The sequence below is a fragment of the Streptomyces sp. SAI-135 genome (assembly GCF_029893805.1).
Classification (GTDB): domain Bacteria; phylum Actinomycetota; class Actinomycetes; order Streptomycetales; family Streptomycetaceae; genus Streptomyces.
This window is the reverse complement of sequence record NZ_JARXYP010000002.1, coordinates 8103845-8117454: the sequence shown is the minus strand read 5'-3', so window position 1 is coordinate 8117454 and position 13610 is coordinate 8103845. Positions and strand designations below refer to the sequence as shown.

Sequence of the window (13610 nt, the reverse complement as noted above, 5' to 3'; positions counted from 1 at the left end):
CCAGGAGGGGACGGTCGGCCCATGCCCCGCCCACCGGTCCGTGCCACACGCTGGTAGTGGAGCCGTCCGAGGCGAGGAGGACCGTCATGACCGCCGCCGTCGACACCGCCGTACTGGACCGGGACGGGCTCGGTTCTCTGGTCGACGCACTCGTCGACGAGGGGCGCACCGTCGTCGGGCCGACCGTTCGGGACGGGGCCGTCGTGCTCGCCGAGCTGGCATCCGCGGACGAACTGCCCTACGGGTGGGGCGTCGAGCTGGAGGCCGGGCGGTACCGGCTGGTCCCCCGCGACGACGGGGCCGTCTTCGCGCACAGCGCGGGGCCGCAGTCCTGGAAGTCGTATCTGCATCCGGCGCGGGAGCGGCTGTGGAGCGCCGACCGCGGGCCGGAGGGCGACGTGTCCTTCGAGCGGCACGAGCCCGCGGCGCGGGCGTACGCGTTCCTCGGTGTCCGGCCCTGCGACCTGCGGGCCATCGCGATCCAGGACCGCGTCCTGACGGGCGGCCGGTACGCGGACGACGGCTACGGAGCCCGCAGGCGGGGCGCGCTGCTCATCGCCGCCGAGTGCACCGAGCCCGGCGCGACCTGCTTCTGCGTCTCCACGGGCGGCGGCCCCGCGGCCGACCCCGGATACGACCTCGCCCTGACCGAGGTCGTCGACGACGACGGCCACCGGTTCCTCGTGCGGGTCGGCAGCGAGGAAGGCGCACGGCTGCTGGAGCAGGTGCCCCATCGCGACACCGACATGGTCACCGAGGCCGTCGCCCGCGCCTCGGTCGACTCCGCACGTGACCGTATGGGCCGGGCGCTGCCGCCGGTCGACCTGCGGACGCTGCTGGGCGCGAGCCTGGAGGCCGAACGCTGGGACGATGTCGCCGCGCGCTGTCTGACCTGCGGCAACTGCACCATGGTGTGCCCCACCTGCTTCTGCACCACGACCGAGGAGGTCACCGACCTCACCGGCGACCACACCGAGCGCTGGCAGCGCTGGGACTCCTGCTTCGACCTGGACTTCTCGTTCCTGCACGAAGGCCCGGTGCGCCCCTCGGGGCGGGCCCGCTACCGGCAGTGGCTCACCCACAAACTCTCCACCTGGCACGACCAGTTCGGCAGCTCCGGATGCGTCGGCTGCGGGCGCTGCATCGCCTGGTGCCCGGCCGGCATCGACATCACGGAGGAAGTCACCGCCCTGCACGCCGAGTCCGAGACGGAGGCGTGAACCATGGCTCCCTCGATCGCCCTGCGCCTGACCCACGCCCTGTCCCCCGCGCATCGGGAGCAACTCCTGCGCATGGCCCGGGAGGTGGACCTCCCCCCGGGAACCCGGCTGTTCGACGAGGGCGGGCGCGCCGACCGCTTCTGGATCGTCCGTGACGGCACGGTCGCCCTCGACCTGCACGTGCCCGGCCACCGCACCCCCGTCATCGAGACCGTCGGCACCGGCGACCTCGTGGGCTGGTCGTGGCTGTTCGCGCCGTACGCGTGGCAGCTGGGCGCGTACACGGTCACACGGGTGACGGCCTACGAGTTCGACGCCGTGGCCGTGCGGCTGCTGTGCGAGGACGACGCCGAGTTCGGACGGGCCGTGGCCGTGTGGCTCGGCCGGGTGCTGTCCCAGCGGCTGGGCGCGGCCCGGGTCCGGCTGGTCGACCTGTACGGCGCGCCGGCGGGCGGTGAGGGACGATGACCGCCCTGCCCGTCCCGTATCTCGTGGTCGACCGCCGACGGGAGACCCCGGAGTCGGTCACCCTGTGGGTCGAACCGCTGGCCGAGGCGCTGGACGACTTCGTGCCGGGGCAGTTCGCGATGGTGCACTGCTTCGGGCGCGGGGAGATTCCGCTGTCCGTGAGTTCCGTGCAGTCCACGGGCGGGCTCGCCCACACGGTCCGCGCCGTGGGCGCGGTCTCCGCGGGGCTGTGCGAGGCCCGCACCGGGGACGTGCTGGGGCTGCGCGGACCGTACGGCACCGGCTGGGAGCTCGAACAGGCCCGCGGCCGGGACGTGCTGGTCGTCGCGGGTGGCATCGGCCTCGCCCCGCTGCGGCCGCTGGTCCTGAGCGCGCTGGCCGACCCGGAGGCGTACGGGCGGATCAGTGTGCTGATCGGCGCCCGGACCCCGGCCGACCTGATCGCCCGCGAGGAGCCGGAGCTCTGGCACACCGCGTGCACCGGGGTGACCGTCGACTGGCCCGACGCGGCCTGGCGCGGCGACGTGGGGGTGGTCACCCAGCTCCTGGACCGGGCCCCCTTCGAACCGGCGAACACATGTGCGTTCGTCTGCGGCCCCGAGCCCATGATCCGCGCCACCGCCCGCGAACTGGCCCGGCGCGGCATGCCCCCGCACCGCATCCGGGTCTCGCTGGAACGGAACATGCGCTGCGCGACCGGACACTGCGGGCACTGCCAGCTCGGTCCGCTGCTGGTGTGCCGGGACGGGCCGGTCGTCGGCTGGGACCAGGCCGAACCCCTCCTCTCCGTACGGGAGTTGTGATGAGCGCCCCGACCCTCGCCGTGTTCAAACTGGCCTCCTGCGACGGCTGCCAGCTCACCCTGCTGGACTGCGAGGACGAACTCCTGGCACTGGCGGGCGGGGTGCGCATCGCCCACTTCCTGGAGGCCTCCAGCGCGGTGGAGCCCGGCCCCTACGACCTCACGCTCGTCGAGGGCTCGATCACCACGCCCGAGGACGCCGAACGGATCCGGGCGATCCGCGCGGCCTCACGCCACCTGGTGACGATCGGCGCGTGCGCGACGGCGGGCGGCATCCAGGCTCTGCGGAACTTCGCGGACGTGGACGAGTTCCGGCGCGTGGTCTACGCCCACCCCGAGTACATCTCCACGCTCGCCACCTCCACCCCCGTCTCCGCCCATGTGGACGTGGACTTCGAACTGCGCGGCTGCCCGATCGACCGGCGTCAGCTGCTCGAAGTGATCACCGCGTTCCTCGCCGGACGCAAACCGGACGTGCCGAACCACAGCGTGTGCTTCGAGTGCAAGCAGCGCGGCACGGTGTGCGTCACCGTCGCGCACGGCACACCCTGCCTCGGCCCGGTCACGCAGGCCGGCTGCGGCGCCCTGTGCCCGGCCTACCGGCGCGGCTGCTTCGGCTGCTTCGGGCCGTCCGGGTCGGTCAACCTGCCCGCCCTGATCCCGCTGCTGCGCCGCGACGGTCTCGACGAGGACGCCGTGGAACGCTTCCTGCACACCTTCAACGCGGCAGCTTTCGATGAGGAGTTGAGGTCGTCGTGACGCACCGTGGATCCCGTGTCCTGCATGTCAGCTCGCTCTCCCGGGTCGAGGGCGAGGGCGCGCTGCGCCTGCGTGTCGAGGGCCGCACTGTCACCGAGGCCCACCTGGAGATCTACGAACCGCCGCGCTTCTTCGAGGCGTTCCTGCGCGGCCGCTCCTACACGGAGCCTCCGGACATCACCGCCCGGGTGTGCGGGATCTGCCCGGTGGCGTACCAGATGAGCGCCTGCGCGGCGATCGAGGACGCCTGCGGGGTGAGCGTCGATCCGGTGATCCGCGATCTGCGCCGGCTCCTGTACTGCGGGGAGTGGATCGAGAGCCAGGCCCTGCACATCTATCTGCTGCACGCCCCGGACTTCCTGGGGCGGGCGAGCGCGATCGAGCTGGCGCGGACGCACCGGGCCGAGGTCGAGCGGGGGCTGCGGCTGAAGAAGGCCGGCAACTCGCTGATGGAGGTGCTCGGCGGGCGAGCCATCCACCCCGTCAACGTGCGCCTCGGCGGCTTCCACCGGGCACCTGCCCGCGGCGAACTCCGTTCGCTGTCGGAGGAGTTGAAGCGGGCGCTCGACGACGCCTGGGCGACCGTGCGCTGGGTGGCCGGTTTCGAGTTCCCGGACGCGCACACCGACGCCGTCCTGCTCGCGCTCGCCTCCCCGGACACCTACGCCATCGAGAGCGGCACCCCGACGCTGCTGCGCGCGGACGGCACCTGCGGTTCCTTCCCGGTGCGGGACTTCACCGAGCGGGTCCGCGAGAGCCATGTCCCGCACTCCACCGCGCTGCACTCCCGGCTCGACGGACATCTGCATCTGACCGGTTCCCTCGCCCGGTTCGCCGTCGGCGGCCGCCGGCTGTCACCGGTGGCGGTCCAGGCGGCGATCGAGGCCGGTCTGGGCGATCCACGCGAAGGGGCCGTGTGCCGCAATCCGTACCGGTCCATCCTGGTACGGGCGGTCGAGATCGTGTACGCCGTCGGCGAGGCGCTGCGGATCGTCGAGGCGTACGAGCCTCCCGAGCGCTCCTTCGTCGAGGTGCCGCCGCTCGCGGGCATCGGCCACGGTGCCACCGAGGCACCCCGCGGGATCCTCTACCACCGCTACGAGCTGGCCCCGGACGGCACGGTGACCGACGCGCTGCTGGTGCCGCCCACCGCCCAGAACCAGGGGGCGATCGAGCACGACCTGCTCCGGCTGACCCAGCGGGCCCTCACCGATCACGACCCGGGAGACGAGGAGTTGACGGCCCTGTGCGAGCGGGCCATCCGCAACCACGACCCGTGCATCTCCTGCTCCACGCACTTCCTCGACCTGACGGTCGTCCGCACCCCGGGAGGCTCTCATGCCTGAATCGCCGTACACCGTGAGCGATGTGATGACCCACACCGTCATCGCCGTCGGGCGCGACGCCCCGTTCAAGGAGATCGTCGAGCTCATCGACCAGTGGAAGGTCAGCGCCCTTCCCGTCCTGGAGGGCGAGGGGCGCGTGATCGGGGTGGTCTCGGAGGCCGACCTGCTGCCCAAGGAGGAGTTCCGTGACACCGAGGAGGGCGATCTGGCGGAGCGGGCCAAGGCCGGCGGGCTGATCGCGGACGAGCTGATGAGCACCCCGGCCGTGACCGTGCACGCGGACGCCTCGCTCGCCGAGGCCGCCCGGATCATGGCCCGGCGGCACGTCAAGCGGCTGCCCGTCGTGGACGGCGTGGGACTGCTCCAGGGCGTGGTCAGCCGCGGCGACCTGCTGAAGGTGTTCCTGCGCGGGGACGAGGAGATCGCCGAGGAGATCCGGCACGACGTGCTGTCCCGGCTCCCGGTCACCACCGACTCCCTGACCGTGGCCGTGGCCGAAGGAGTCGTCACGCTGAGCGGCACGCTGCCCGACAGGACCCTGGTGCCCGTGGTGGCCCGCGCGATCCGGGCGGTCGAGGGGGTCGTCGACATCCGGCTGGACCTGACGCACCGATGAGGTACCTCGACGAGTACCGGGACCCCGTGCTCGCCCGGCGCCTGCTGGAGGAGCTGCGGGAGACCGCCACGCGTCCGTGGCGGATCATGGAGGTGTGCGGCGGGCAGACCCACACCCTGGTCCGCCAGGGCATCGACGAACTGCTGCCCGCCGGCATGCGCATGATCCACGGCCCCGGCTGCCCGGTCTGCGTCACCCCGCTGGAGACCCTGGACCGGGCCATGGCCGTCGCCGCCCGCCCCGGCGTGATCTTCACCAGCTTCGGCGACATGCTGCGGGTCCCCGGCACCGAGACCGACCTGCTGTCCCTGCGGGCCCGGGGTGCGGACGTGCGTGTGGTGTACGCCCCGATGGACGCCGTACGCCTGGCCGCCGGACATCCCGACCGCGAGGTGGTCTTCCTCGCAGTGGGGTTCGAGACGACGGCCCCCGCCAACGCCATGGCCGTGCTGCACGCGGCGCGCCTGGGCCTCACCAACTTCTCGATGCTCGTCAGCCATGTCCTGGTCCCGCCCGCGATGACCGCGCTCCTCGACGACCCGGACTGCGAGGTCCAGGCCTTCCTGGCGGCAGGGCACGTGTGCGCGGTGATGGGCTGGCGCGAGTACGAACCGATCGCCGACCGCTACCGGGTGCCCGTCGTGGTCACCGGCTTCGAGCCGCTGGACCTGCTGGAGGGCATCCTGATGGCCGTTCGGCAGCTGGAAGCGGGTCGGCACGAGGTGGAGAACCAGTACGTGCGGGCCGTACGGCGGTCCGGCAACACCGCCGCCCAGGACGCGGTCCGCGAGGTCTTCCGGGTCACCGACCGCTCCTGGCGCGGTATCGGGGCGCTTCCCGCCAGCGGCCTCGAACTCACCGACACCTATGCCCGGTTCGACGCCGCCGGGCGCTTCGACGTGGGCGGACTGAGCCCCGTCGAGGACGCCGAGTGCATCGCCGGGACCATCCTCACCGGGGCGAGACTGCCCACCGACTGTTCCGCGTACGGCACCCGCTGCACGCCCCGTCATCCGCTCGGCGCGCCGATGGTGTCGTCCGAGGGCACCTGTGCCGCGTTCTTCGCGGCCGGACGTACCAGGAGTGCGCCATGACCGTCGAATGCCCCACCCCCCGCCACGAGGACGAGGTCGTGATGCTGGGCCACGGAGCCGGCGGCCGGCTGACGTCGGAGCTGCTCGGCGAGATCGTCCTGCCGTCCCTGGGGGATGCTCCGGGCCCTCTGGAGGACGCGGCGCTGTTGCCCGGCCACCGGGAGCTGGTGATCAGCACCGACAGCTTCGTCGTCAGTCCGCTCTTCTTCCCCGGCGGCGACATCGGCTCCCTGGCCGTGCACGGCACGGTCAACGACCTTGCCATGCGCGGGGCGTGGCCCATCGCCCTGTCGGTGTCCCTCATCATCGAGGAGGGGCTGCCGCTGGCGGAGCTCCGTTCCGTCATGGACTCCCTGGGCAAGGCCGCTCAGGAGGCCGGCGTGCCGGTGGTCACCGGGGACACCAAGGTCGTGGGCCGGGGCGCGGCCGACAGGCTGTTCGTCAACACCACCGGCGTCGGGCAGCGGCACGGCGCGCTGCACCCGTCCGCCGCGCTGGCCCGGCCCGGTGACGCGATCCTGCTGTCCGGCCCGATCGGGCTGCACGGCACGACCGTGCTCAGCACCCGCGAAGGGCTGGGCTTCGAGGGCGACATCGCCTCCGACAGCCGCCCGTTGCACCGGCTGGTACGCACACTGGTGCCGCTGGGTGCCGCGGTGCACGTGCTGCGCGACCCCACCCGGGGCGGACTCGCCGCCGCACTCAACGAGATCGCCCGCGACTCGTCCGTGGCCGTCGAGATCGAGGAGAGCGCGGTGCCCGTACCCGGGCCGGTCGCCGCCGCCTGCGACCTGCTCGGCCTGGATCCCCTGGTCGTCGCCAACGAGGGCTGTCTGGTCGCCTTCGTCGACGCGGGCGCCGCCGGGGACGCGCTCGCCGCGCTGCGGTCGCTGCCGGAGGGGGCCGGGGCCGTGCGGATCGGTGACGTGCTGCCCGAGGGTCCGTCCGGGCGGGTGACCCTGCGCACGCTGGTCGGTGCCCGGCGCATCGTGGACATGCCGTTGGGCGAGCAACTCCCCCGTATCTGCTGACTCCTGTCATAGCCCGAGCGGGACCGGGCCGCGTGTGAGCACGTCGCGGACGGGGCGACGCAGTGTCGGGCAGGTGTGCGGGGGACGGCCCAGGCGCAGCACCAGCTGCGGATGGCGGCCCGCCGTGATGCACCGGCGCACCTCCTGGCGCAGGTCGGGCCGTTCGAGGGGCTGGGTGTGGAAGCCGGCCATGACTCCGTGCCCGGCCGCGCACAGCAGGACGCGCTGGAGCGCCTGTCCCGCGAGGAGCCAGTCCGCGCGGTGGTCGTAGGGCGTGCACAGGACGGCGACGACTCCCGTTCCGCAGCCGCGGCGGCGTGCGGGAACGGTGTACCGGCGGGACAGGCCGAGGTAGTCGCGGCCCGCCAGCAGGGTCAGGTCGGGGTGGGCACGGCAGCCCGCGACCGGCACCCCGGTCGGGCCCACCCGGCCCGCCAGCTCGACGGCACGCCAGAAGTCCGCTCGGTCCGCCCGCTCCGCGGTGTTCACCAGCCGGGCCAGCAGCCCCGCCTTCTCCGGGACGTCGAGGACCTGAAGGACCGCGCCCTCGGCCCGGGCCTGGTCGCGGAGGTCCGAGAGCACTTCCTCCGTCACCGGCTCGGGCCCGAAAGGCCCCCGGTGGGTGTGGCGCAGGGGCACGGCCCGCGCCAGCGACTCCTCCTGCTCCGTGGCCGGGGCATGGGACCCGAAGCCGACCCGCGCCAGGAAGTCCTGGTCCGCGAGCGCGGGCAGGACGTCCACGACCGGCTGGAAGCCCAGGTGCCGCACGGCCATCCTGGCGTTGAAGAGGGCCGCCCCGCACGCGATGACCATTTCCCGGCCGTCCGGGTCGCTCAGGGTCATCCGCCGCCCGGGGTCCGCATGCACTTCGAAGCCCCGGTCATGCCCCTCCTCGACGAAGAACCAGGGCTGGCTGTTGTGCGGCGAGGGAGCGAAGGATGCGGCGCGCGCGAGACGCAGTGCCGCGCGACCGGGCTTCTCGACCATGTCGGTCATCGTGATCACGCCCTTCGTGAGCCGTGGCCTCTCGTCCGACGGTCCGCGGTGCGCAGTGCGCACTGTGCCGGACGTGCGCGACACGCAGACACCCCGGCGCCGGCCCCGCGCGCCGGGGAGCGTCCGTACCGTGCGGTCGTCGGACGGTCAGTCCTTCCGCACGCCTGCCAGATCCTGGGCGACCTGGGCCGCCCACTGCTCGATCGCGGTGAAGTCGCGGAAGTCGCCGCCTTTGCCGTTGCGCAGGATCATGCCCGCGACCCATCCCTTGGCGCCCTCCTCCAGGCAGCCGCCGAAGGTGACGTGCCCACGGGCGCCGAGCCGGGTCATGGCCCGGCCGACTGCGGGCACGGGTGGGATGTCCCGCTCGGACGCCGAGGCGTCGAGCGGGCCGCTGCTGAACAGCCACAGCGGCCGGTCGGCCAGGGCGCGGCGGTGCCGGCGCAGGAAGCGGCGGGCGTCCCTGTGCCAGTGCCCCGCGTACAGGGCGCCGCCGACCACGACGGCGTCGTAGGGGCTGAGGTCGTCGACGGAGGCGGCTGGGCGCACCGAGGCCGTGAGCCCCTCCTTGTTCAGCACCTCGGCCACGGTCTCGGCGATCTGTGCGGTGGATCCGTTCGTGGTGCCGTAGACGACCAGGACGTCGGTGGTCATGGTCCGCCTCCTCTCAGGTGCGGCGCAGCCAGTCGTCGGCCACACCGTGCAGGGCCTGCTCGTCGGGCTGGATCCGGGCGTCGTCCAGCCGGTAGGTGAGCTTGTCGACGACCGCGACGACTCCGTCGACCCGGACGGTCATGGCGACCGCGATCTCGGTCTCGCTCTTGCGTTCCATCTGGCCGGTCAGGGTGACCACGCCTTCGGTCACGGACACGTCCACACTGCGCGGCGCCAGCCACAGCGCCCGCACCAGCACCTCCTCGACCACTTCCCTGCGGATCTCCGCGTCCGGCCGCAGGAACACCTTCAGCAGGTCGCGCCGGGTGACGATGCCGACCAGCCGGCCCTCCTCGTCCAGTACGGGCAGTCGCTCGACACGGTTCTTGGCCATCGTGCGGGCCGCCTCGACGATCGTGCTGTCGGCGTGGATCGTGACGGGCGGTTCGCTCATGAGCTGCCCGGCGGTGCGCGCGCGGGCCTTCGCCGCCTGCCTGCGCCCGGCGGCTGTCAGGCCGGTGAGCCGGAACCGCCTTGCCGGCGCGTACGGGTCGGGCAGCAGGGCCTGGTGGGTCATCAGGTCCGTCTCGGAGATGACCCCGATGACCTTGTCGTCCTCGTCGACCACCGGCAGTCCGCTGATGCGGTTCTCGCGGAGCAGACGTGCCACTTCCTTGAACGTGGTGCCGTAGGTGGCGCGGACGACCTCCATGGTCATCACGGAGCCCACCTTGCTGTGCTTCATGGCTGTCTCCTCCTCAACGGAGCCGGCGAAGGTAGGGGTCCTGCTGCCGGCGCGGCAGCAGGCGGAGGCGGGCGTCGAGGACGGTCACTCCGCCCGGCGCCGCGAGTACGGGGTTGAAGTCGGCCTCGGCCAGTTGCGCCAGGTCGCTCGCCATACGGGAGAGCCGGTGCAGCACCTGTTCGAGACCGGGCAGGTCCACGGGTCCGCCACCGCCGGCGCCGAAGAGCAGGGGGGCGCAGCGCGGGGACGTGATCAGGTCGTGCACGTCGTGGTCGGTGAGCGGCGCGAGCCGGGCGGCGTGGTCGGCGAGGACCTCCGTCGCGGTGCCGCCGAGACCGAACAGGACGAGCGGTCCGAAGACCTCGTCCTGGACGACCCCGGCGAACAGTTCGGTGCCGCGGGCCGCGAGCGGCTGGACGACCACACCGGTGAGCCGTCCCGCGAACCGCGTCCCCAGGTCCCGGAACGCGGCGCGGACCTGGCTGTCGCCGCGCAGGTCGAGGTGGACCGCATGCTGTGCGGTCTTGTGGAGCAGGCCGGGCCAGTGACCCTTCATGACCACGCGGCCGTCGGCGCCGCGCATCCGGTCGGCGGCCAGGACCGCCTCGTCCTCGGTCGTGGCCCAGGCCCACGGCAGCTGCGGGATGCCGTAGCAGTCCAGGAGTTCGGCGCAGGCGCGCGGGTCGAGCCAGCCCCCGTCGGGGTGGATCTTCAGGTAGGTCTCCACACAGGCGTGGGCGCGGGCCGTGTCGATGCCGTCGAGTTCGGGGATCGTGCCGGCGGGCCGGGCGAGCCAGGCGGCTCGGCGCGCCGCGTGCGCCAACGCCCGCGCCGCGGCCTGGGGTTCGGCGTACCCGGGTACGGTGCCCGCGCCGGTGCGGGGCAGCAGCTCGACGGGCAGGGCCTGTTCCAGCCGGACGACCACGACCGGCTTCGGCCGATGTCCCGGCCTGCCGGTGACGGCCTTGACGAGGTCGTCACCCGTGGCGACCGCGACCGCGGTGGGCACGAGGGCCACCAGGACGGCGTCGACGCCCGGATGCCGCATGATCCGGTCCACGCAGTCACCGAGTTGTTCCTCCGTGACAGCGGCTGTGGCGTCCACGGGGTTGCCGATGGCGGCCCCCTCGGGCAGCACCGCGAGCAGGTCGTCGACGAGTTCCGCGGTGGGCGCCGGCAGGGCGAGCCCGGCCTCCGCGCAGGCGTCGGCGCTGAGCACACCGGCGCCGCCCGCGTTGGTGACGATCGCCACCCGGGATCCCGCCGGAAGCGGCTGGGAGTGCAACAGGGCTGCCGTTTCGAGGAGTTCGCCGACCGAGTGGGCCGCGGTGATGCCGGCCTGAGTGAACAGGGCCTGGCGGGTCATGGTGCGGGTGGCGGCCGCCGCGGTGTGCGAGGCGGCGGCGCGGCGCCCCGCGTCGGTGCGACCGGCGTCGACGGTGAGCACCGGAATGCGCCGGGTCACCCGGCGGGCGGTACGGGAGAAGGCACGCGGGTTGCCGAAGGACTCCAGGTGCAGCAGGGCGAGGTCGGTGGAGCCGTCGGTCTCCCACCACTGGAGCATGTCGTTGCCGCTGACGTCGTACTTGTCACCGAGCGAGACGAACGAGGACACGCCGATGCCCAGCCGGGACAGGCCGTCGAGCAGGGCGATGCCGACCCCGCCGGACTGGACGGCCACTCCGGCGGTGCCGGGGCGCGGGGGGTGCGCGGCGAAGGTCGCGTTGAGGCGCAGCAGGGCGTCGGTGTCGGAGATGCCCAGGCAGTTGGGCCCGACCATGCGCATGCCGTGGGTGCGGCAGGCTGTCCGAAGGGCGTGCGCCTGCTCGGCGTCGAGCCCGGCGGTGACGACGAGCAGAGCCCGTACGCCCGCCTTTCCGCACTCCTGCGCGGTCGCCGGCACGGCCGCGGCGGGTACGGCGACCACCACGAGGTCGGGAGTCATGGGCAGCGCGCTGACGCTCGGGTAGGACGGCACGCCGAGGATCGAGGCGGCCGCCGGGTTCACCGCCCACAGCCGTCCGGTGTAGGCACCCGACTTCACCTGGTGCAGGATCGCGCGGCCCACCGACCCGGGCGTGCGTCCCGCGCCGACCACGGCGACCGCCGTCGGCCGCAGCAGGGGCCGCAGGCTCTCCACGTCGGCGGCGCGGCCGCGCTCCTCCACTGCCGTCAGGTAGTCGTCGTCCTCGTCGAGGGCGATCGTGCAGCGCACTTCGGGCCCTTCGAAGCGGCGGGCCGTGCGCAGACCGAGGTCGGCGAAGAGGCGCAGCACTTCATGGTTCTCGCTCAGGGCGTCGGCGGTGAAGGAGGTGACACCGTCCGCGCGGGCCGCGGACACCAGGTGCTCGAGCAGGAGGGTGCCCACGCCCCGGTGGTGCAGTCCGTCGGCGACGGCGACGGAGATCTCGGCCTCGGTGCCGCTGTCGCCGGTCTCGTACTCGGCGAGACCGATCACCTGGCCGTTCCGCTCGGCCAGCAGGGCACGGTAGCCGGGACGCGGTGGGGCACAGGCCCGGTCGGCCGCCATCTGTGCGGACCGCCGGCTCGCCGCGAAGAACCTCAGACGCAGGTTCTCCGGGGACATCTCCTCGTACAGGCCCTGCAGTTGCTCGTGGTCGCTCGCCAGGGCGGGGCGGATGCACACGGTGGTGCCGTCCGCGAGCAGGGCGTGGGTCCGGGGACCGCTGAGCGTGTCGTCCTTCATCGCGGTTCTCCTCAGGTCTCTGTGCACTTCGAGCGTCCAGCGGGACGGGACCGGGGCCCATGGGCTGACCGGGGGTGAGCTGAGGGCCGGTCGGCCCCCGGTGCCGCCCTGGGCGGCAGTGGCCCGCGCCTTCGGGGTCGCGTCCGACCGGGGTCAGCGGTGCGGAAGCACGGCGACCGGGACGGTGGAGTGGTGCAGGACGGCGTGGGTGACGGGCCCGATGTGGGCGCCGTACGGCCGGCGCCGGACCCGGCGGCCCACCACGAGCAGCGAGGCGTCGCGGGAGGCGTCGACCAGCTGGCGGCCGGGGCTGTCGGAGCGGGAGATCTCGGCGACCTCGACGGCCGGGTACTTCTGCCGCCAGGGACGCAGGATCTCGGTCAGCTCGGCGGCCTTGCGGCGGGTGAGCTCGTCATGCAGCAGCGGGTCGAGGGAGAGGCCGTAGACGTAGTAGGGCGGCAGGTTCCAGCCGGCCACGGCCCGCAGGGCGGTCTCGCGGCGGGCGGCTTCCTCGAAGGCGAACTCGATCAGCGAGTCGTCGGGCTCGCTCGGGTCGAGGCCCAGCACGACGGGGCGGAACGGGGTGCCCGCCGAGGGGGCGCCTGCCGGGTCCGTCCGGTGCTCGTCGGCAGCCTGTTCCCCGGCACGGACCAGGACGACCGGCCGTTCGGCGTGCGCCACGACCGCCAGGCCCACGGAACCGAGCAGGAATCCGCTGATCCCGCTCAGCCTGCCCGAGCCGAGGGCCACCAGTTCGGCGTCCTTGGCCGCCTCCGCCAGGATGTCGGCGGGCCGGCCGGGGGCGTGCTCCACCGCGACCTGGAGACCGGGGTGCCGCAGCCGGATTCCGTCCGCCGCGTCCCGCGGGATCTTCTCGCTCCAGTACTGCAGGGTTTCACCGCCGAGGAGCGGGGCCTGGGCCATCACGTCGGGCACGGGTTCGAAGACGTGGAGCAGTTTCAGGGGCAGGCCGCGCGAGGCGGCCTCGCGAGCCGCCCATTCGGCTGCCGCCCGGCTTTCGGCGGAGCCGTCGAGACCTGCGACAACGGTGCGGACCATGATGTCGCCTCCTGATCTGGATGTCTGTCTCCAGCCTGGTGCGGGCAGGCCCGGTGGTGCAGGGGCCGCTGGTCCCGGATCCCGGCCGACCGGCCCCCGGCGTGACACGGCGG

At 73.3% G+C, this 13610-nt stretch carries 13 protein-coding genes; 8 read left to right on the top strand and 5 right to left on the bottom strand.

Features of this window, described 5'->3' with window-relative positions:
- Window positions 1-86: 86 nt before the first annotated feature.
- From M2163_RS41155 to hypE, 8 genes are read left to right on the top strand one after another with little or no spacing between them, the layout of a single operon-like run.
- Entirely contained in the window at window positions 87-1220 is a 1134-nt protein-coding gene (locus tag M2163_RS41155; RefSeq protein ID WP_280847765.1) for a 4Fe-4S dicluster domain-containing protein, read from the top strand.
- 3 nt (window positions 1221-1223) lie between these two features.
- Window positions 1224-1688 carry a cyclic nucleotide-binding domain-containing protein gene (locus M2163_RS41150; RefSeq protein ID WP_280847766.1) on the top strand — a complete coding sequence of 155 codons (465 nt, stop codon included), beginning with the start codon at window positions 1224-1226 and terminating at the stop codon, window positions 1686-1688.
- The gene (locus M2163_RS41145; RefSeq protein ID WP_280847767.1) at window positions 1685-2491 is read left to right on the top strand and encodes an FAD/NAD(P)-binding protein; all 807 of its coding nucleotides are present in this window, start codon (window positions 1685-1687) and stop codon (window positions 2489-2491) included. Before M2163_RS41150 ends, M2163_RS41145 begins: the two co-directional genes overlap by 4 nt.
- Window positions 2491-3249, top strand: a complete 759-nt coding sequence (locus M2163_RS41140; protein WP_280847768.1) for an oxidoreductase — start codon at window positions 2491-2493, stop codon at window positions 3247-3249. The genes M2163_RS41145 and M2163_RS41140 overlap by 1 nt, the downstream gene beginning before the upstream one ends.
- Window positions 3246-4595, top strand: coding sequence for a nickel-dependent hydrogenase large subunit (locus tag M2163_RS41135; protein WP_280847769.1), 1350 nt, complete (start codon window positions 3246-3248; stop codon window positions 4593-4595). The genes M2163_RS41140 and M2163_RS41135 overlap by 4 nt, the downstream gene beginning before the upstream one ends.
- Complete coding sequence (locus tag M2163_RS41130) at window positions 4588-5211, top strand: CBS domain-containing protein (RefSeq protein WP_280847770.1); 624 nt, start codon at window positions 4588-4590, stop codon at window positions 5209-5211. The genes M2163_RS41135 and M2163_RS41130 overlap by 8 nt, the downstream gene beginning before the upstream one ends.
- Window positions 5208-6305, top strand: a complete 1098-nt coding sequence (hypD, locus tag M2163_RS41125; RefSeq protein WP_280847771.1) for a hydrogenase formation protein HypD — start codon at window positions 5208-5210, stop codon at window positions 6303-6305. The genes M2163_RS41130 and hypD overlap by 4 nt, the downstream gene beginning before the upstream one ends.
- On the top strand, window positions 6302-7336 hold the full coding sequence (gene hypE, locus M2163_RS41120; RefSeq protein WP_280847772.1) for a hydrogenase expression/formation protein HypE: 1035 nt from the start codon (window positions 6302-6304) through the stop codon (window positions 7334-7336). The genes hypD and hypE overlap by 4 nt, the downstream gene beginning before the upstream one ends.
- A gap of 6 nt (window positions 7337-7342) precedes the next feature.
- On the opposite strand, the gene M2163_RS41115 is transcribed toward hypE, so the two are convergent.
- The 5 genes from M2163_RS41115 to M2163_RS41095 form a co-directional block, all read right to left on the bottom strand.
- Window positions 7343-8323, bottom strand: a complete 981-nt coding sequence (locus M2163_RS41115) for a hypothetical protein (protein ID WP_280847773.1) — start codon at window positions 8321-8323, stop codon at window positions 7343-7345.
- A 156-nt stretch (window positions 8324-8479) separates the two neighbouring features.
- Window positions 8480-8986 (bottom strand): flavodoxin domain-containing protein, encoded by a 507-nt coding sequence (locus tag M2163_RS41110; RefSeq protein ID WP_280847775.1) that lies wholly within the window; start codon window positions 8984-8986, stop codon window positions 8480-8482.
- A gap of 13 nt (window positions 8987-8999) precedes the next feature.
- Entirely contained in the window at window positions 9000-9731 is a 732-nt protein-coding gene (locus tag M2163_RS41105; RefSeq protein WP_280847776.1) for a CBS domain-containing protein, read from the bottom strand.
- Window positions 9732-9744: 13 nt separating this feature from the next.
- Entirely contained in the window at window positions 9745-12438 is a 2694-nt protein-coding gene (locus tag M2163_RS41100; RefSeq protein ID WP_280896571.1) for a GNAT family N-acetyltransferase, read from the bottom strand.
- Between the two features lie 153 nt (window positions 12439-12591).
- Window positions 12592-13497, bottom strand: coding sequence for a universal stress protein (locus M2163_RS41095; RefSeq protein WP_280847777.1), 906 nt, complete (start codon window positions 13495-13497; stop codon window positions 12592-12594).
- Window positions 13498-13610 lie beyond the last annotated feature (113 nt).